The 17,678-nt window shown below is 62.9% G+C and carries 14 protein-coding genes and 1 rRNA gene; 10 read left to right on the top strand and 5 right to left on the bottom strand.

Annotated features, from left to right (window positions below; genetic code table 11):
* Positions 1-389: 389 nt before the first annotated feature.
* Positions 390-2,174, bottom strand: a complete 1,785-nt coding sequence (locus tag K8U54_RS10965) for a KinB sensor domain-containing domain (RefSeq protein WP_249910150.1) — start codon at positions 2,172-2,174, stop codon at positions 390-392.
* Positions 2,171-3,514 (bottom strand): sigma-54-dependent response regulator transcription factor AlgB, encoded by a 1,344-nt coding sequence (gene algB / locus K8U54_RS10970; protein WP_249910151.1) that lies wholly within the window; start codon positions 3,512-3,514, stop codon positions 2,171-2,173. Before algB ends, K8U54_RS10965 begins: the two co-directional genes overlap by 4 nt.
* A 225-nt stretch (positions 3,515-3,739) precedes the next feature.
* On the opposite strand from algB, the gene K8U54_RS10975 reads away from it, so the two are divergent.
* From K8U54_RS10975 to K8U54_RS11000, 6 genes are all read left to right on the top strand, one after another.
* Positions 3,740-4,591 (top strand): BON domain-containing protein, encoded by an 852-nt coding sequence (locus K8U54_RS10975; RefSeq protein ID WP_249910152.1) that lies wholly within the window; start codon positions 3,740-3,742, stop codon positions 4,589-4,591.
* Positions 4,592-4,673: 82 nt separating this feature from the next.
* The gene (locus K8U54_RS10980) at positions 4,674-5,102 is read left to right on the top strand and encodes a ferritin-like domain-containing protein (protein ID WP_249910153.1); all 429 of its coding nucleotides are present in this window, start codon (positions 4,674-4,676) and stop codon (positions 5,100-5,102) included.
* Between the two features lie 202 nt (positions 5,103-5,304).
* Complete coding sequence (locus K8U54_RS10985; protein WP_249910154.1) at positions 5,305-5,601, top strand: hypothetical protein; 297 nt, start codon at positions 5,305-5,307, stop codon at positions 5,599-5,601.
* Between the two features lie 63 nt (positions 5,602-5,664).
* Complete coding sequence (locus tag K8U54_RS10990; protein ID WP_013789335.1) at positions 5,665-5,829, top strand: DUF1328 domain-containing protein; 165 nt, start codon at positions 5,665-5,667, stop codon at positions 5,827-5,829.
* A gap of 7 nt (positions 5,830-5,836) precedes the next feature.
* A complete protein-coding gene (locus K8U54_RS10995) occupies positions 5,837-6,304 on the top strand; it encodes an inhibitor of vertebrate lysozyme family protein (protein ID WP_249910155.1) in 468 nt (155 codons plus the stop codon).
* A 124-nt stretch (positions 6,305-6,428) separates the two neighbouring features.
* Complete coding sequence (locus tag K8U54_RS11000; protein WP_249910156.1) at positions 6,429-7,658, top strand: nucleoside recognition domain-containing protein; 1,230 nt, start codon at positions 6,429-6,431, stop codon at positions 7,656-7,658.
* On the opposite strand, the gene K8U54_RS11005 is transcribed toward K8U54_RS11000, so the two are convergent.
* Together K8U54_RS11005 and K8U54_RS11010 are read right to left on the bottom strand one after the other, a co-directional pair.
* Positions 7,640-8,809 (bottom strand): DUF5924 family protein, encoded by a 1,170-nt coding sequence (locus K8U54_RS11005; protein ID WP_249910433.1) that lies wholly within the window; start codon positions 8,807-8,809, stop codon positions 7,640-7,642. The two genes, K8U54_RS11000 and K8U54_RS11005, sit on opposite strands and share 19 nt — an antisense overlap.
* Before the next feature lie 224 nt (positions 8,810-9,033).
* Positions 9,034-9,933, bottom strand: a complete 900-nt coding sequence (locus tag K8U54_RS11010; protein ID WP_249910157.1) for a LysR family transcriptional regulator — start codon at positions 9,931-9,933, stop codon at positions 9,034-9,036.
* Between the two features lie 153 nt (positions 9,934-10,086).
* On the opposite strand from K8U54_RS11010, the gene K8U54_RS11015 reads away from it, so the two are divergent.
* Positions 10,087-11,268 carry an acyl-CoA dehydrogenase gene (locus tag K8U54_RS11015; RefSeq protein ID WP_249910158.1) on the top strand — a complete coding sequence of 394 codons (1,182 nt, stop codon included), beginning with the start codon at positions 10,087-10,089 and terminating at the stop codon, positions 11,266-11,268.
* Positions 11,269-11,342: 74 nt separating this feature from the next.
* Positions 11,343-12,566, top strand: coding sequence for a CaiB/BaiF CoA transferase family protein (locus K8U54_RS11020; RefSeq protein ID WP_249910159.1), 1,224 nt, complete (start codon positions 11,343-11,345; stop codon positions 12,564-12,566).
* A 30-nt stretch (positions 12,567-12,596) separates the two neighbouring features.
* Here K8U54_RS11020 and hmpA read toward each other — a convergent pair whose 3' ends face one another.
* Positions 12,597-13,778: an NO-inducible flavohemoprotein gene (gene hmpA / locus K8U54_RS11025; RefSeq protein ID WP_249910160.1), complete on the bottom strand. Its 1,182-nt coding sequence runs from the start codon at positions 13,776-13,778 to the stop codon at positions 12,597-12,599.
* A 156-nt stretch (positions 13,779-13,934) separates the two neighbouring features.
* Between hmpA and norR the strand changes: the two genes are divergently transcribed.
* Both norR and K8U54_RS11035 read left to right on the top strand, forming a co-directional pair.
* The gene (gene norR, locus K8U54_RS11030) at positions 13,935-15,497 is read left to right on the top strand and encodes a nitric oxide reductase transcriptional regulator NorR (RefSeq protein ID WP_249910161.1); all 1,563 of its coding nucleotides are present in this window, start codon (positions 13,935-13,937) and stop codon (positions 15,495-15,497) included.
* Positions 15,498-16,102: 605 nt separating this feature from the next.
* Positions 16,103-17,638 (top strand): 16S ribosomal RNA (locus K8U54_RS11035).
* The last annotated feature ends 40 nt before the right edge of the window (positions 17,639-17,678 follow it).

Genomic DNA, 17,678 nt, shown 5'->3' on the forward strand with positions numbered 1-17,678 from the left:
CCGCGAAAAGCCGATTCCCATGATGGGTTCGCCAGCATTACCGAGTTGCCTATGTGCTCGGTTCCGCTCTGACGAGCGGGTTACTTTTGGCATTGCCCCAAAAGTAACCAAAAGGTCTAGCCCCGACATCCGGCCCCAGCTGCGCTGGGGTTCCCTCGTTGCATCGTCGTTCCGGGGGCCGGCCTGGAAGGGCCATCCCTGGCCCATCAGGCCTCTCGCCGCATCCATGCGGCTCGTCCCCCTACACAACGATTCCACTCGGCCTCCTGAAGGGGCGATTGGTGTCGTCTGTTATTGCTATGCAGGAGAAGCATCAAAGAGCCAAAGCGGCGAACGGCCGCTTCTGCCTTGTAGTTGCCGCTTCATGTGCATAAAGATTGTGAACAACCCTACAGGGGCAGGGCGAGGTGGAAGCGCGCGCCCTGGCCCGGCTGGGATTCGGCGCCGATGCGCCCGCCGTGCAGCTGGACGATTTCCTTGCACAGCGCCAGGCCGAGGCCGGCGCCGCCTTTCTTGTGGCCGATCTGCACGAACGGCTCGAACAGGCGGGCCTGCTGGCCGTAGGCGATACCTTCGCCTTGATCCTCGACGCTGATCAGCAGGCGTTCGTCCTGGCGCTGGGCGGACAGCCGCAGGGTGCCACCTTCCGGGCTGTGGCGCAGGGCATTGTCGATCAGGTGATCGAGCACCCGCTCGATCTGCGCCCGATCCAGGTGGGTTCGCGGCAAGGCATCACCGACGTCCAGTTGCATGTGGATCTTGCGGGCCTGGGCCTTGCCGCGGTGGCGCCTGGCTGCGTTCTCGAGCAGCTCCGGGATGTCGCAGGGCGCCCGCTCGAGTTTCTGCACGCCGCTCTGGTAGCGCGAGAAATTCAGCAGGTCCTCGATCAGGTGCACCAGCCGTTCCATCTCCTCCTCGACGATGCGCACCAGGTCGGCCTCGCGGGATTTCTCGGCGAACTTGCTGCGTTCACGCAGTAAACCAAAGGCCATGTGCATGCCGGTCACCGGCGTGCGCAGTTCATGGGAGGCGCGCAGCACGAACTCGTTGCGCGCCCGCTCGAAGGCGCGCTGCTCGGTCACGTCATGCAGCACCATCACCGCGCCCAGGATATGCCCCTGGCTGTGGCTCACCGGCGTCAGGCTGTAGTTGAGCAGGCGCGTCTCGCCATTGGCCTCGACCTGCAAGTCCGCCAGGCGCTGCTCCAGGTTGTGCCCCTGCAGTACGTGCTGCAGTTGCTCGTCCAGCTCGGGGCGGCCCAGGGCCTGGCTGGGACGCTGGCCGAGCGGCTGATCGTCCCAGCCCAGCTGGCGCTGGGCCACCGGGTTGAAATGCTCGAGCAGGCCGTCACGGCCGAAGATCAGCAGGCCGTCGTCGATGCTGTCGAGCACCGCCTGCAGGCGCCGTTGCTCGGACATCAGTGCTTCGACGTTGCTGCTCTTGAGCTGGCGCAGGCTCTCGGCCATCAGGCCGAAGCGGCGGCTCAGCGCCGACAGTTCGGCAACCGGGGTGATCGGCAGAGTGACCTGGAAGTCGCCACGGCCGATCTGGTCGGCGGCCCGGGCCAGGGCGTCGATCGGCTGGCCGACCCGGCGGGCAATGGTGTGCGCGGTGATGAAGCCGATCACCAGCACCGCCAGACCGACCAGGCCCAGCAGCCCGGCGATCAGCCAGGCACGTTCGTGGGACTGCGCCTCCGCCTCCTTGACGGTGGACACGTAGTGAACCTGCAGGGAGTTGAGGCGGTCACGGACGGTTTCGATGGTCTTGGCGAAGTCGTCGTTGGTGAGCAACTCGTGACGGACCGTCATCGGGTCTTCGAGCAGGGTGCTGAACTTCTGGTAGGCCGTCTGGATCTCCACGATCGCCCGGCGGTCACTCTCGGTCATGCTGCCTTTCAGGCTGTCATCGAGCCAGCGGCGGATGCGCTGGTCGGAGTCCTGCAGGCTCTGCACGGTGCGCTCGTCGAAGTCTTCGCTGAGCATCAGGAACAACTGCCGGCCCAGCTCCTGGCGCAGATCCAGGCTGGTGCTGATGACCTCCAGGTTGTGGGCCAGCGAGCGACTCTGCGACTGGGTCAGCTGCAGCACGCTGAAGATGCCCAGGCTCAGCCCCAGCAAGGCCACGGTAAGCAGCGCACTGGTGCTGAGAAACAGCTTGCTGCGCAGCTTCATAGGCCGAGCTGCTTGCGTTTGCGATACAGGGTCGAGGCATCGATGCCCAGGGTCTTGGCCGCCTGGTCCAGGGTGTCGCTGTTGGCCAGCACGGCGGCGATATGGGCTTTTTCCAGCTCCTCGAGGCTCAGGTCGGCACCCACCCGTGGCGCGCTGTTGGCGGCTGGCGCGCTCATGCCCAGGTGGGCGACTTCCACCCACTCGCCCGGGCAGATGATGCTGGCGCGCTCGATCACGTTACGCAGCTCGCGGATGTTGCCGGGCCACTGGTAGGCGAGCAACGCCTTGACGGCGTCTTCGCTGAAGCCCCGCGCCGGGCGGGCATAGTCCTTGACGAAGCGGGCCAGAAAGCGGTCGGCGAGGGTCAGGATGTCGTCGGCTCGTTCGCGCAGCGGCGGCAGGGTCAGGGTGATGACATTGAGGCGGTACAGCAGGTCCTCGCGGAAGTGACCTTCCTTGACCATCTCGTTGAGGTCACGGTTGGTGGCGGCGAGGATGCGCACGTCGGCGTGGCGGGTCACCGGGTCACCGACCCGTTCGTATTCCTTGTCCTGAATGAAGCGCAGCAGCTTGGGCTGCAGGGTCAGCGGGAAGTCGCCGATCTCGTCGAGGAACAGGGTGCCGCCGTCGGCCTGGTTGACGCGGCCCAGGGTGCTTTCGCTGGCGCCGGTGAACGCGCCGCGGCTGTGGCCGAACAGCTCGCTTTCCATCAGCTCGGCGGTCAGCGACGGGCAGTTGATGGTTACGCAGGACTTCTTGGCGCGGCGGCTCCAGCCGTGGATGGCGCGCGCCAACTCGCCCTTGCCGGTGCCCGACTCGCCAAGGATGAGGATATTGGCGTCGGTGGCGGCCACCTGCCGGGCGGTCTCCAGAATCGCCATCATCGCCGGGCTGTGCGAGTCGATGCCATCGCTGGGCTTGCGCACTTCGCCTTCCAGCGCTTCGAGGCGTGCGGACAGCTGGCGCACTTCCAGTTGCTTGGCCGCGGCCAGGCGCAACTGATCGGGGCTGCACGGTTTGACCAGGTAATCGGCGGCGCCGGCCTGCATGGCGTCCACCGCACTGTCGATGGCCGAGTGTGCGGTGACGATCACCACCCGCATCCAGGGCGCCTGGATACGCATCTGGGCGAGCACGTCCAGGCCATTTTCATCCCCCAGGCGCAAATCGAGAAAGCACATGTCGAATACCTGGCGCTGCAGCAGCGATTCGGTTTGCGCGGCGCTGTTGGCGGTAGTGACCTGGTAGCCCTCGTCCTCCAGGCAATAGCGGAAGGTACGCAGGATAGCCGCTTCGTCGTCGACCAATAGGATGCGTCCGCTCTGACCTGTTGCTTCCATTTACGTGCTCCATGGGGTGAATGGCAGAGATTATCTGGAAATCTTCGTGCAAGTTGCACGGCTAGTATGACGCGATCTTGCATCGTGCAAGCGGTCATTAGCCAGGCATTGGATTTAACCAGCTGATTTTAGTTGGTTTTTATTTTTACAGGTGGCTGGCATAGCCCTTGCGACTTTCCTCGGTCCGCTTGCGAGCGGCTTTTTTGGCAAAGAAGGAGGCGTTACATGCTGTTGAGACAAACCACGTTGGCCATGGCCGTTACCGGTCTGATCACCCTGGCTCCGCTGGTGCAGGCAGCCGAAGGCGATCTCTCGCGGCAATTGAGCGATGCCCGCCAGCAGGGGGCCATCGACACCGCATTCGCGCTTAATCGGCATCTCGACCCGTTCGATATCGAGGTGGCCGTGGAGGATGGCATCGCCACCTTGACGGGAGTCGTGGAGAACACCGCCGAGCAGGAACTGGCCAGTGAGCTGGCAGGCAGCATCGAAGGTGTTCGCGAGGTCGACAACCAGTTGCAGATCGATCCCGACCTGGCCCCGCCGGTGCTCGAAGAACAGGCCCGGATCGTCACCGAAAAGACCCTGGCCCAACGCTTCGACGATGCGACCCTGGCCGCGACGGTGAAGTCCAAGCTGCTGTGGAACAGCAACACCGAAGGGCTCGACATCCAGGTGCGCGCGGAAAATGGCGTGGTCAGCCTCGGTGGCAATGCCGGTACGCCAGCCGCCAAGGAGCTGGCCGGGGAGCTGGTCACCAACACCGAAGGCGTGCGCGAGGTACACAACCACCTGAGCATCAACACGGCCGACAGCGCCACCGCCGAAGCGCAGAACGCCGCCAACGATGCAGCGGCCTCGATCAGTGATACCTGGATCACCAACAAGGTGAAGGCCAGCTTCCTCTATAGCCGCAACCTCGACGCCCTGAACATCAAGGTCGATACCCGCGAGGGCTTCGTCAGTCTCAGCGGCACGGTGCTCAGCAATGCCGAGAAGCGCCTGGCGGTGGAGACCGCACGCAGTATCCGTGGCGTGCGTGGCGTCGATGCCGACGCCCTGCGGATCGCCAGCTAATTCCGTTACAGCCAGGCAGGCCGTCCGGCCTGCCGCTTCCGGCAGCGTCGCTGGCGCTGCCAACCTCTTCAGGAGACCTGCCATGAGCTACAAGACCGAGCAACTGAACGAACTGATCGCCATCATCCGCGACGGCCAGCGCTTCTACGAGCACGCCCATGACGAGATCAAGGACCAACGGCTGCAGGCCCTGTTCCGCGACATGGCCCAGGCCAAGCATCAGGTGATCCAGGCGCTTGCGGTCAAGGTTGCGGCCAACCATGAAGAGCCCACCAGCAGCGCAACCCTGGTGGGCAAGCTGCGTCAGGCTTATGCCGATGCCCGTGCCACGCTCTCGAGTGACGAGGAGGCGGCTTACGTCGCGCAACTGGAAGAGGCCGAAGACCGCATCCTCGAGGCCTTCGAAGACGCCATGGAAACCGCGCAGCCCGACGTTCGCGCGCTACTTGCCGTGGAAATGCCCAAGGTACGGGCCTGTCACCAACGTATGCGCGAACTCAAGAACGCCTGACAGCGCTGTCTGCGGCGTCGTGCAGAACGCCCGAGCCGCAGGCGGTCATCGTGCAGGATGCCAATGATGGCATTTCTTTTACATATTATAAGTTATTGATTTAAAAGGATTTTATTTTTTCAGAAAGCTGGCACGCAGGCTGCAATTATCTCCTCATGAACTGAACGCCAAGCCGTTCGACAACGATCTTGAGGAGCCCAGCATGAACCTTCACCGCGCCCACACCGAGATCCTGATTCTGGCCGTCGCCGCCGTGATGGTCCTGCTGGTAAGCGTGGCGACCAAGGCGCCCGTGCAGAAGGTGCTGGCGCCGCAGGTGTCGAGCCAGGCGGTCATGCCGGTTTCGATCGAAGTGCCGACCGATGCGCGCCCAGCCGCGGTTCATGCCGTGCCGGCTACCTTGCAGACCATCAGCACGCCAGCGGCGCACAGCGACAGCGACTGGGTGCGCGCCGATTCTGTCGAAGCGCCTGCCAAGCAAACCCGTTGGGTGTTCTGAAACGCCCTTACCGATTTTCCAGTGTTACACCCGTAAGACCTCAAAAAACCAAGGAGAAACGCCATGCTGAGTTGGGCCATTACCTTTCTGATCATCGCCATTGTTGCCGCTGTACTGGGTTTCGGTGGTATCGCGGGCACTGCCACAGGTATCGCGAAAATCCTTTTCGTGGTGTTCCTGGTCATGTTCATCGTTTCCTTCATCATGGGTCGTCGCCCACGGGGCTAGGCGAGGCATGACGATGAATCGATTCAAGACGCTCGCTGCCGCCCTCATGCTGGGTGGCAGTGCGGCGGCCTTGGCCGCCAATACGGACGGTGCGTTCCGCCTCAACGAGCTGCTCGGGAGCAACCCGGACTATCGTGAAGCCTGGCAGGATCTGATTCAGGACGAGGAGCGTCTGCCCGAATGGGTGATCAACCTCAGTGGCGTCGCCACACCGATGAAAACCCTGGAAGAAGACGGTGACCAATACCTGGTCGGGCAATTGTGCGAAACCTCGAACTGTTTCAATCAACGCCTCTATGTCGCCTTCACGCCGGACAAGGACGATGCTTACGCCCTCTGGGTCCAGGTACCCGAAGGTCTGCCGAAGGACAAGGCGCCCAGTAAGCATGCTGACCTGCGCTGGCTCGGTGAGCCGGATGACGGCGTCAAGCAACTGCTACAGGAACAGTTGAAGAAAGATCCCGACTGGTACTGATGCTGATAACGGCGCCTTCTGGCGCCGTTGCTCCCTCTGTAGTCCCCAATCCGCATGCCGTTGCCTGCTTCTTCTCGAGCCGAGGCGCGCTATCATCAGCCGCTACGTTCAAGGGGGGTGACCTATGCTCAACGGCCTGTGGCTGAGCTTTTTCGTGGTGGCGGCGGTAGCGGGGCTCAGCCGTTGGTTGCTGGCGGACGACCCAGCGGTATTCGGCGCGATGGTGGAAAGCCTGTTCGCCATGGCCAAGCTTTCGGTCGAGGTGATGGTGCTCCTGTTCGGCACCCTGACCCTGTGGCTCGGGCTGCTGCGTATCGCCGAAAAGGCCGGCTTGGTCGATGCCCTGGCGCGGGTGCTCGGCCCGCTGTTCGCCCGTCTGATGCCTGAAGTGCCGCGTGGCCATCCGGCCCTCGGCCTGATCACCATGAACTTCGCCGCCAATGGCCTGGGCCTGGACAACGCTGCCACGCCCATCGGTCTCAAGGCGATGCGCGCCCTGCAGGATCTCAACCCCAGCAGTACCACGGCGAGCAACGCGCAGATCCTGTTTCTGGTGCTTAATGCCTCGTCGCTGACCCTGCTGCCGGTCACCATCTTCATGTACCGCGCCCAGCAGGGCGCGCCCGATCCGACCCTGGTGTTCCTGCCCATCCTGCTGGCCACCAGCGTGTCGACCCTGGTCGGTCTGTTCTCCGTGGCCATCATGCAGCGCCTGCGCCTGTGGGACCCGGTGGTGCTGGCCTACATGATTCCCGGTGCGCTGTTGCTGGGCAGCTTCATGGCCATGCTGGCCGGCATGTCGGCCACGGCCCTGGCGGCGCTGTCCTCGCTGCTTGGCAACCTGACCCTGTTCGGGGTGATCGTCGCCTTCGTGGTCATAGGCGCGTTGCGCAAGGTGCAGGTCTACGAGCAGTTCATCGAGGGCGCCAAGGAAGGCTTCGACGTGGCCAAGAGCCTGTTGCCCTACCTGGTGGCGATGCTCTGTGCCATCGGTGTGCTGCGCGCCTCCGGAGCGCTGGAGCTGGCACTGGACGGCATCCGCTGGGTCGTCGCCTGGGGCGGCTGGGATACCCGCTTCGTCGATGCGCTGCCCACGGCGATGGTCAAGCCCTTCTCCGGCAGCGCCGCGCGGGCCATGCTGATCGAAACCATGCAGAGCCAGGGGGTGGACAGCTTCCCGGCCCTGGCGGCGGCGATCATTCAGGGCAGTACGGAAACCACCTTCTACGTGCTGGCCGTGTACTTCGGTGCGGTCGGCATCCAGCGCGCCCGGCATGCGGTGGGCTGCGCCTTGCTGGCCGAGCTGGCCGGGGTGATCGCGGCCATCGCCGTATGCTACTGGTTCTTTGGTTGAGCGGCCGGTTCGCCATCCGCCGCGCTTGAGGGTTGCTCCGCCGGCTGGGGCGCTGGCTCGGCAGGTTCGGGCGTGGACTCGTCGGGCGCCTCAGGCTCGGCCTCCGGCGTAGCCGCTGGTTCGACAGACGCCGGTGCTGGCGCCTCCCGAGGCGTTGACGGGCTGGCCGGCGCACCGCCATCGGCCGTGACCTCGAAACGCAGTACGCCGATCATCTGCCCGGCGTCGGTCACTACCTGAATCTGCCAGTCACCCTCCACGTCCTGGGGGAAGTTCTTCTTGTGCGTCCAGGCGCGGTAGCCTTTCTCGCGGCCGCCGTGGATATCCAGGGCGATGCGCTCCAGCTCCTCGCCGTTATGTTCCCAGACATGGTAGATGCGCTCGTCCAGGCCGCGTGGGGCGTTGATCGCCGTGTAGGCATAGAGGCCGGTGCTGCGCAGCTGGCTGGCGGTCAGCTGGTCGATGCCTTCGCCGGGCGAGCGGTTCTGGTTGTCGAACTCGGTGGTGATCGCCACCTCGGTCAGCCACAGCGTGGCCGGCGGCACCCAGGTACGGGTCACCCAGCCGAAGGCGCCGATGGCCAGGGTCAGGCCGACCAGCAGCAGGCCGCGCCACCATTTGCGCACGGTGATGATGCTGAACAGGCTCGGAAATGACAGCACCACCGCGGCGGCGAGCGAATACTGATAGCTCTGGGTGGTGTTGAGCTTGAAGATGATCGGCAGCGCCGTGAGCATCACCGCGAACAGAGCCAGGGTGTGGTAGGCGAGAAAGATCCAGCGCCTGGGTGCCAGCCACTTGTAGTACAGCGGGTCGGTGATCGACACCAGTGCCGCCGCGGCCAGCAGCCCGCTGAACAGGGCCTGGCTGCTGTTCCAGGTGGTGGTGATGAAGAAGAACGGCAGAACGAAGAACAGGCTTTCCTGGTGAATCATCTGCGTGGCGTAGCGCAGCAGCGGTCGCGGCAACTCGAACCCGAAACGCGCGGCGATGCGTTCGCGCAGCACGTTTTCCAGAATCAGCCACAGCCAACTGACCAGCAGGACCAGGGCCAGCACCTTGGCCAGCCCGGCCTGGCGGTCGACCAGCACAAAACTGGCGACACCGGAGAGAAACCCGAAAATGGCGATCACGCCCGGATGGCGCTGCATCAACGCGATGATCCGGAACACGAGGGTCTTGCTGGAGGCGATTAGGGACAAGGCAGTTCTGGCAGTCATCTAGATCGATGCGCAGGATACTGCATTTGTCCAAATTTTAGGCTTCCGCCGATCAGGCCCTGCGCGCCCATGTGGGAGCGCGCCATGCGCGCGAAAAATCACGAACATAGCTTGTCTCATAGACCGCTACGCGGTCCTGCAGCCTGTGAGACCAATCAGCTTATTACCCGATACTGCTTCGCCTCTCCCAGCAACCAATCCCGAAAGGCCTGCAACGCCGCCGACTCGACCTTGCGCTCCGGTACCGTCAGGTAATAGGCGCGGCCGCCATCGGGTACCGGGCGGTCGAGGGCGACCACCAGGCTGCCATCGGCCAGTTCCCGCTGGATCAGAAACGGCGGGATCAATGCCACGCCCATTTCATGGCGGGCCGCCTGGGCGAGCATCGAGAACAGCTCCAGGCGTGGCCCGGTCATGTCGCGGCTGACGTTCAGGCCCTGGGCCGCGAACCACTGGCGCCAGGCATAGGGGCGGGTGCTCTGCTGCAGCAACGGCCATTCGGCGATGCGTTCGGCACTGGCCGGCTGGCCGCCGAGCAACGCCGGGCTGCACACCGGCATCAGGTGCTCGTGCATCAGGAAATGCGCTTCGGTACCCGACCAGTCGCCGTCGCCAAAGTAGATCGCCGCGTCGAAACCGGTGTCGGCGAACAGGAACGGGCGGGTGCGATTGGTCAGGTGCACGGTGACTTCCGGGTGCAGGCGCTGGAAGTCCTTCAGGCGCGGCAGCAGCCACTGCGTCGCGAAGGTGGGTACCACGGCCAGCTCCAGGCCCATGGCGCCCTGGGTACCCATCAGTGCCAGGGTGTCGCGCTCCACCGCGTCGAGTTGCGCCGCGACCTTGGCGGCGTAGGCGGTGCCTGCTTCGGTAAGCAGTACGCCACGGCGCGAGCGGCGAAACAGCTCCACGCCGAGAAAGGCCTCCAGGCCGGCGATCTGCCGGCACACCGCGCCCTGGGTCAGCGCCAGTTCGTCGGCGGCGCGGGTAAAACTCTGGTGGCGGGCCGAGGCCTCGAAGGCGACCAGCGCCGCCGTGCTGGGAATCTTGCGCCGCATCTATGCAAACGCCTCACTTGTGAATAGTTATACGGGGTCCTCAGGCTATCTCGGAGTGAGCTTTTTGCACAGTGACGTGCGCAATAGTCGTTTGCGGCCAGCCGACTAGGCTCTTAGGCTGAGCCCACTAGGTTACTGCCCGAGGATTTCGTGATGGCCGCCAAGGCAAGCTTCAACTGGATCGACCCGCTGCTGCTCGACCAGCAGCTCAGCGAAGAAGAGCGCATGGTGCGCGACAGCGCCGAGCAGTTCGCCGCCGACAAGCTGGCACCGCGGGTGCTCGAAGCCTTCCGTCATGAGAAGACCGACCCGGCGATCTTCCGCGAGATGGGCGAAACCGGTCTGCTCGGTGCGACCATTCCCGAAGCCTACGGCGGCAGCGGCCTCAACTACGTGTGCTACGGGCTGATCGCCCGCGAAGTGGAGCGCATCGATTCCGGCTACCGCTCGATGATGAGCGTGCAGTCGTCACTGGTGATGGTACCGATCAATGAATTCGGCAACGAAGCCACCAAGCAGAAATACCTGCCCAAGCTGGCTACCGGCGAATACATCGGCTGCTTCGGCCTCACAGAGCCCAACTACGGCTCCGACCCCGGCTCGATGATCTCCCGCGCCAGGAAGGTCGACGGCGGCTACCGTCTGAGCGGCAGCAAGATGTGGATCACCAATTCGCCCATCGCCGATGTCTTCGTGGTCTGGGCCAAGGATGACGCCGGCGAGATCCGTGGCTTCGTGCTGGAGAAGGGCTGGGAAGGCCTCTCGGCGCCGGCCATTCATGGCAAGGTCGGCCTGCGCGCGTCGATCACCGGCGAGATCGTCATGGACAACGTGTTCTGCCCCGAAGAGAACGCCTTTCCGGACGTACGTGGCCTGCGCGGCCCGTTCACCTGCCTGAACTCGGCTCGCTACGGCATCAGCTGGGGCGCGCTGGGCGCTGCCGAAGCCTGCTGGCACACGGCGCGCCAGTACACCCTGGACCGTCAGCAGTTCGGCCGCCCATTGGCTGCCAACCAGCTGATCCAGAAAAAGCTGGCCGACATGCAGACCGAAATCACCCTGGCCCTGCAGGGCTGCCTGCGCCTGGGGCGCATGAAGGACGACGGCACCGCAGCGGTGGAGATCACCTCGATCATGAAGCGCAACAGCTGCGGCAAGGCGCTGGATATCGCCCGGATGGCCCGCGACATGCTGGGTGGCAACGGCATCAGCGACGAGTTTGGTGTGGCCCGTCACCTGGTCAACCTCGAGGTGGTCAACACCTATGAAGGTACTCACGATGTGCACGCGCTGATTCTGGGGCGGGCGCAGACGGGCATCCAGGCCTTCTTCTAAGCCGTTCCAGGTTGTGGATCGTTCCCGCGCCTGGCGTGGGAGCGCCTGCGTCATCTCCGTACGAGGCCTCTGCGATGTCCGGTGCCCTGTCTCATCTGCGTGTGCTCGACCTGTCCCGCGTGCTCGCCGGCCCCTGGTGTGGGCAGAACCTGGCCGATCTCGGCGCCGAGGTCATCAAGGTCGAGCGCCCCAGGGTCGGTGATGACACCCGCCATTGGGGGCCGCCCTACCTGCGTGATGGCGAGGGGCGCGATACCAGCGAGGCGGCCTATTTCCTTGCGGCCAACCGCAACAAGCAGTCGCTGACCCTGGACTTCACCCAGGCCGAAGGCCAGCGCCTGGTGCGCGAGCTGGCGGCCAAGTCGGACATCCTTATCGAGAACTTCAAGGTCGGCGGGCTGGCGGCCTACGGGCTGGACTACACCAGCCTCAAGGCGATCAATCCGCGGCTGATCTATTGCTCCATCACCGGCTTCGGCCAGAGCGGCCCCTATGCCAAGCGGGCCGGTTACGACTTCATGATCCAGGGCCTGGGCGGCCTGATGAGCCTGACCGGCCAGCCCGATGGCGGCGAGGGCGGCGGCCCGGTCAAGGTCGGCGTCGCGCTGACCGATATCCTCACCGGGCTGTACGCCACGGTCGCCGTGCTCGCCGCGTTGGCGCATCGGGAGAAGACCGGGGAGGGCCAGCACATCGACATGGCGCTGCTCGACGTGCAGGTGGCGTGCCTGGCCAATCAGGCGATGAATTACCTCACCACCGGCGTTTCGCCGAAGCGCCTGGGCAATGCCCATCCGAATATCGTGCCCTACCAGGCCTTCCCGACGGCCGATGGCGACCTAATCCTTACCGTCGGCAACGACAGCCAGTTCCGCAAATTCTGCGAAGTGGCCGGCCATCCCGAGTGGGGCGCGGACCCGCGCTTTGCCAGCAACGGCCAGCGTGTCGCCCACCGGGCCGAACTGATTCCGCTGATCCGCCAGGCCACGGTGTTTCGCACCACGGCCGAGTGGGTGACGGTGCTCGAGGCCGCGGGCGTGCCGTGCGGCCCGGTGAACGATCTGCACCAGGTCTTCGCCGATCCCCAGGTGATTGCCCGAGGCCTGCGGCTCGACCTGGCGCATCCCCTGGCGGGCAGTACGCCCCAGGTAGCCAGCCCGCTACGCCTGTCGGCCAGCCCCGTCGAGTACCGTCAGGCGCCGCCGCTGCTGGGTGAGCATACCGAGCGGGTGCTGGGCGAGGTGCTGGGGCTGGATGCCGGGCAGATCGAGGCGCTGCGCAGTCAGGGCGTGATCTGACCTATCTCCAGCGCCCCAAGGGACATCGGGTCAGGCGTCGAGCTGGGAGGCCGGGCCGAAGAACTCGTAGCGGCACTGTTCAGCGGGTACGCCCAGATCGTCCAGATGCCGTTTCACCTGGGCCATAAAGGGCTTCGGCCCCAGGAAGTAGGCATCCAGATCACGGTCCTCGGGCAGCCACTCGGCCAGTTGCTCGCGGCTCACCACGCCCTGGGCGTGGGGCTGGTCACCGTCGCGCGGGTCGCTGTAGCAGAAGCGATAGCTGATCTGCGGGTAGTCGCGGCTCTGCGCCTCGATCCACTGCTTGAACGCGTGCACACCGCCATGGCGGGCATAGTGGATGAAGTGAATGGGCCGGCCGCTCTCGCGGGCCGCCTCCACCATCGCCAGCGCCGGGGTGATGCCTACGCCTGCGGTGATCAACGCCAGGGGCTTGCTTGAGGGGCGTAGCACGAAGTCGCCCGCTGGCGGGAACAGCTCCAGGGTATCGCCGACCTGGATATGGTCATGCAGGTAGTTGGAGACCTTGCCCTCGGTTTCGCGCTTGACGCTGATCCGATACTGGCGACCATTGCCCTGGGCGGACAGCGAGTAGTTGCGGCGTTGCTCCTGACCGTCGATGAGCATGCGCAGGCCGATGTATTGCCCCGGCTGTTGAAGCAGCACCGTACCGCCGTCCACTGGCGCCAGAAGGAACGAGGTGATCTCCTCGCTCTCGGGCGTCTTGGCCACTACCCTGAAGTCCCGCGAGCCGCGCCATCCCCCTGGCGCCTGTTCGTGCTCCTGGTAAGCGCTCTCCTCCGCACCGATCAGAATGTCTGCCAGTTGCCCGTAAGCCACGCCCCAGGCCTGGATCACTTCATCGGTGGCGATCTCCTCGCCCAGCACCTCGCGAATGGCACGCAGCAGGCAGCTGCCGACGATCGGGTAATGTTCCGGGAGGATCTGCAGCGCCACGTGCTTGTTGACGATCTGGCTCACCAGCGGGCCGAGCGCTTCGAGGCGATCGATGTGGCGGGCATACATCAGGACCGCATTGGCCAGCGCACGTTGCTGGGCACCGCTGGCCTGGTGGGCCTGGTTGAACAGCGGACGTACCTCGGGATACTCCTCCAGCATCATCGCGTAGAAGTGCCGGGTCAGGGCTTCGCCCCCGGTTTCCAGCAACGGGACGGTGGCTTTGATGATGGCGCGTTGTGGGTGGCTCAGCATGATGATGGTTCCTGTCGCAAGGCATGAAGGGGATCTGCCAGGGCCATTACAGATCCCGTGCCAACTGGCAAACCCGCTGGATTACTGGGCCTGCGCATGTTATGAGTCATTTTGACCGCATGCGTTGTGTGTCTTTATGACTCTTCAGGTGTCTTTATGACTTCCAATCCTCTGCTGGTTGCCCTGCTTCCGCTGGTCGATGACCTCTCCCGGGATCTGCCTGAAAGCGAGCGTTACCGGCGCCTGCTCGCGGCGCTACGGCAGTTGTTTCCCTGCGATGCCGTGGCACTGCTCAGGCTCGATGGCGAGGTGCTGGTGCCGCTGTCCATAGAGGGGCTGAGTGCCGACACCATGGGGCGCCGCTTCAAGGTAAGCGAGCATCCCCGGCTGCATGAACTGCTGCAGCACCGCGGGCCTACTCGATTCGCCGCTGACTGCGAGCTGCCCGATCCCTACGATGGCCTGCTGGAGGGCCAAAACGGGCACCTGGAGGTACACGACTGCCTGGGGTGCCCGCTTTACGTGAAGGAGCAGTTGTGGGGGTTGTTGACCCTGGACTCACTGCAGTCGAGCAGCTTCGGTCGTGTCGATCTGGGCATGCTGGAAGCTTTCGCCAGTCTCGCGTCGGCGACCGTGGCGGCCAGTGAGCGCATTTCCCTGCTCATGGGGCGCGTGGAAGATGAGCAGCGCCGCGCCGACCTTTATAAGCAAGCAGCTGCCGCCGTGCGGCCAAGGGAGATGATCGGCCAGAGCCCCAGGCACAAGGCGCTGCTGCAGGAAATAGAGCTGGTCGGCAGCAGTGACCTGACGGTGCTGATCAGCGGCGAGACGGGCGTCGGCAAGGAACTGGTGGCCGAGGCGCTGCATGGGGCGTCTTCCCGTGCTTCACGGCCCATGGTCAGCATCAACTGTGCGGCCTTGCCGGACACCCTGGTGGAGAGCGAGCTGTTCGGTCATGTACGGGGCGCCTTTTCCGGGGCTGTCAGCGAGCGGCGTGGCAAGTTCGAGCTGGCTGACGGCGCCACCCTGTTTCTCGATGAGGTGGGCGAACTGCCCCTGGCGGTGCAATCCAAGCTGCTACGGGTACTGCAGAGCGGGCAGCTGCAACGCGTGGGGTCGGATCGCGAGCACCGGGTAGACGTCCGCGTGCTGGCGGCTACCAACCGCGACCTGGCCGAAGAGGTGCGTGCCGGGCGTTTTCGCGCCGACCTCTATCACCGCTTGAGCGTTTATCCGCTCAAGGTGCCGGCCCTGCGTGAGCGGGGGCGTGACGTGCTGCTGCTGGCCGGTTACTTCCTTGAAGACAACCGGGCGCGCCTTGGGCTGCGCAGCCTGCGTCTTGCGCCGGATGCGCAGAAGACGCTGCTGCAGCATGACTGGCCCGGCAACGTACGTGAGCTCGAGCACCTGATCGGCCGTGCGGCGATCAAGGCACTGTCGGCCTGCGCCGAGCGCCCGCAGATATTGACCATCGACAGTCGCGCACTGGATCTTCACCCCGCACATCGCACCTATATAGAAGAAGAGGTGAGTGGGGCGACCGAGTCCGAGGTGCCGTCGGTGGGGCAGCCGCTTCGCGGCTCGGTGGATGACTACCAGCGACGTCTTATAGAAGCAGCGCTCGAACGTCATGCCGGGCGCTGGGCAGACGTGGCGCGCGAGCTGGCAGTCGATCGGGCCAACCTGCAGCGATTGGCCCGGCGGCTGGGCCTGAAATAGGTCTATTTGGTTGCTGCTTATATAGAAGAGAGCCCGTCCGGCAGCTTTATTTCAATTAGATGAAATAAACGGTTGACCTGAGTTTCAGGGGGCCTATAATGCGCACCACTTCCGGCGCAGCCTGATCTGAAAACTCTTTTTAGATCAACGAGTTAGACGAAAATAAGGGTTGCACGGGCGGCGAATTCGAGTAGAATGCGCCGGCATCGACAGGGCGGTTTGAATGGTCTTGTTGGTGGTTCGATCAGGTTTGATCGAAGGCGGTAAAAGAGGGTGTTGACAGCGGTTTGTAACGCTGTAGAATGCGCCTCCCGCTGGAGAGAAGATGATCTGGTCGGGCGCTGCAAGGTGTTGAGAAGAAAGAAAAAATTCTTCAAAAACAACTTGACAGCAAGTGAGGGTGCTGTAAGATGCGCGCCTCGGTTGAGACGAAAGCCTCAGCCAACCGTTCTTTAACAACTGAATCAAGCAATTCGTGTGGGTGCTTGTGAGTTAAGACTGATAGATCGCAAGATTATCAGCATCACAAGTAACACTCGTGAATTCGAGAGTTTTTTGCGATTGCTGAGCCAAGTTTAGGGTTTTCTCAAAACCCAAGCAGTATTGAACTGAAGAGTTTGATCATGGCTCAGATTGAACGCTGGCGGCAGGCCTAACACATGCAAGTCGAGCGGTTGAAGGGAGCTTGCTCCCTGATTCAGCGGCGGACGGGTGAGTAATGCCTAGGAATCTGCCTATTAGTGGGGGACAACGTTTCGAAAGGAACGCTAATACCGCATACGTCCTACGGGAGAAAGCAGGGGACCTTCGGGCCTTGCGCTAATAGATGAGCCTAGGTCGGATTAGCTAGTTGGTGGGGTAAAGGCTCACCAAGGCGACGATCCGTAACTGGTCTGAGAGGATGATCAGTCACACTGGAACTGAGACACGGTCCAGACTCCTACGGGAGGCAGCAGTGGGGAATATTGGACAATGGGCGAAAGCCTGATCCAGCCATGCCGCGTGTGTGAAGAAGGTCTTCGGATTGTAAAGCACTTTAAGTTGGGAGGAAGGGTTGTAGATTAATACTCTGCAATTTTGACGTTACCGACAGAATAAGCACCGGCTAACTCTGTGCCAGCAGCCGCGGTAATACAGAGGGTGCAAGCGTTAATCGGAATTACTGGGCGTAAAGCGCGCGTAGGTGGTTTGTTAAGTTGGATGTGAAAGCCCCGGGCTCAACCTGGGAACTGCATCCAAAACTGGCAAGCTAGAGTACGGTAGAGGGTGGTGGAATTTCCTGTGTAGCGGTGAAATGCGTAGATATAGGAAGGAACACCAGTGGCGAAGGCGACCACCTGGACTGATACTGACACTGAGGTGCGAAAGCGTGGGGAGCAAACAGGATTAGATACCCTGGTAGTCCACGCCGTAAACGATGTCAACTAGCCGTTGGAATCCTTGAGATTTTAGTGGCGCAGCTAACGCATTAAGTTGACCGCCTGGGGAGTACGGCCGCAAGGTTAAAACTCAAATGAATTGACGGGGGCCCGCACAAGCGGTGGAGCATGTGGTTTAATTCGAAGCAACGCGAAGAACCTTACCTGGCCTTGACATGCTGAGAACTTTCCAGAGATGGATTGGTGCCTTCGGGAACTCAGACACAGGTGCTGCATGGCTGTCGTCAGCTCGTGTCGTGAGATGTTGGGTTAAGTCCCGTAACGAGCGCAACCCTTGTCCTTAGTTACCAGCACCTCGGGTGGGAACTCTAAGGAGACTGCCGGTGACAAACCGGAGGAAGGTGGGGATGACGTCAAGTCATCATGGCCCTTACGGCCAGGGCTACACACGTGCTACAATGGTCGGTACAAAGGGTTGCCAAGCCGCGAGGTGGAGCTAATCCCATAAAACCGATCGTAGTCCGGATCGCAGTCTGCAACTCGACTGCGTGAAGTCGGAATCGCTAGTAATCGTGAATCAGAATGTCACGGTGAATACGTTCCCGGGCCTTGTACACACCGCCCGTCACACCATGGGAGTGGGTTGCACCAGAAGTAGCTAGTCTAACCTTCGGGAGGACGGTTACCACGGTGTGATTCATGACTGGGGTGAAGTCGTAACAAGGTAGCCGTAGGGGAACCTGCGGCTGGATCACCTCCTTAATCGAAGATCGCAGCTTATTCATAAGCTCCCACACGAATT

The sequence above is a fragment of the Pseudomonas fulva genome, assembly GCF_023517795.1.
Classification (GTDB): Bacteria; Pseudomonadota; Gammaproteobacteria; order Pseudomonadales; family Pseudomonadaceae; genus Aquipseudomonas; species Aquipseudomonas fulva_D.

What these genes read in the sequence shown, in the direction of transcription:
- K8U54_RS10965 (WP_249910150.1), bottom strand. Translation starts at nt 2,174, where the DNA reads ATGAAGCTGCGCAGCAAGCTGTTTCTCAGCACCAGTGCGCTGCTTACC.
- algB (WP_249910151.1), bottom strand. Translation starts at nt 3,514, where the DNA reads ATGGAAGCAACAGGTCAGAGCGGACGCATCCTATTGGTCGACGACGAA.
- K8U54_RS10975 (WP_249910152.1), top strand. Translation starts at nt 3,740, where the DNA reads ATGCTGTTGAGACAAACCACGTTGGCCATGGCCGTTACCGGTCTGATC.
- K8U54_RS10980 (WP_249910153.1), top strand. Translation starts at nt 4,674, where the DNA reads ATGAGCTACAAGACCGAGCAACTGAACGAACTGATCGCCATCATCCGC.
- K8U54_RS10985 (WP_249910154.1), top strand. Translation starts at nt 5,305, where the DNA reads ATGAACCTTCACCGCGCCCACACCGAGATCCTGATTCTGGCCGTCGCC.
- K8U54_RS10990 (WP_013789335.1), top strand. Translation starts at nt 5,665, where the DNA reads ATGCTGAGTTGGGCCATTACCTTTCTGATCATCGCCATTGTTGCCGCT.
- K8U54_RS10995 (WP_249910155.1), top strand. Translation starts at nt 5,837, where the DNA reads ATGACGATGAATCGATTCAAGACGCTCGCTGCCGCCCTCATGCTGGGT.
- K8U54_RS11000 (WP_249910156.1), top strand. Translation starts at nt 6,429, where the DNA reads ATGCTCAACGGCCTGTGGCTGAGCTTTTTCGTGGTGGCGGCGGTAGCG.
- K8U54_RS11005 (WP_249910433.1), bottom strand. Translation starts at nt 8,809, where the DNA reads ATGCAGCGCCATCCGGGCGTGATCGCCATTTTCGGGTTTCTCTCCGGT.
- K8U54_RS11010 (WP_249910157.1), bottom strand. Translation starts at nt 9,933, where the DNA reads ATGCGGCGCAAGATTCCCAGCACGGCGGCGCTGGTCGCCTTCGAGGCC.
- K8U54_RS11015 (WP_249910158.1), top strand. Translation starts at nt 10,087, where the DNA reads ATGGCCGCCAAGGCAAGCTTCAACTGGATCGACCCGCTGCTGCTCGAC.
- K8U54_RS11020 (WP_249910159.1), top strand. Translation starts at nt 11,343, where the DNA reads ATGTCCGGTGCCCTGTCTCATCTGCGTGTGCTCGACCTGTCCCGCGTG.
- hmpA (WP_249910160.1), bottom strand. Translation starts at nt 13,778, where the DNA reads ATGCTGAGCCACCCACAACGCGCCATCATCAAAGCCACCGTCCCGTTG.
- norR (WP_249910161.1), top strand. Translation starts at nt 13,935, where the DNA reads ATGACTTCCAATCCTCTGCTGGTTGCCCTGCTTCCGCTGGTCGATGAC.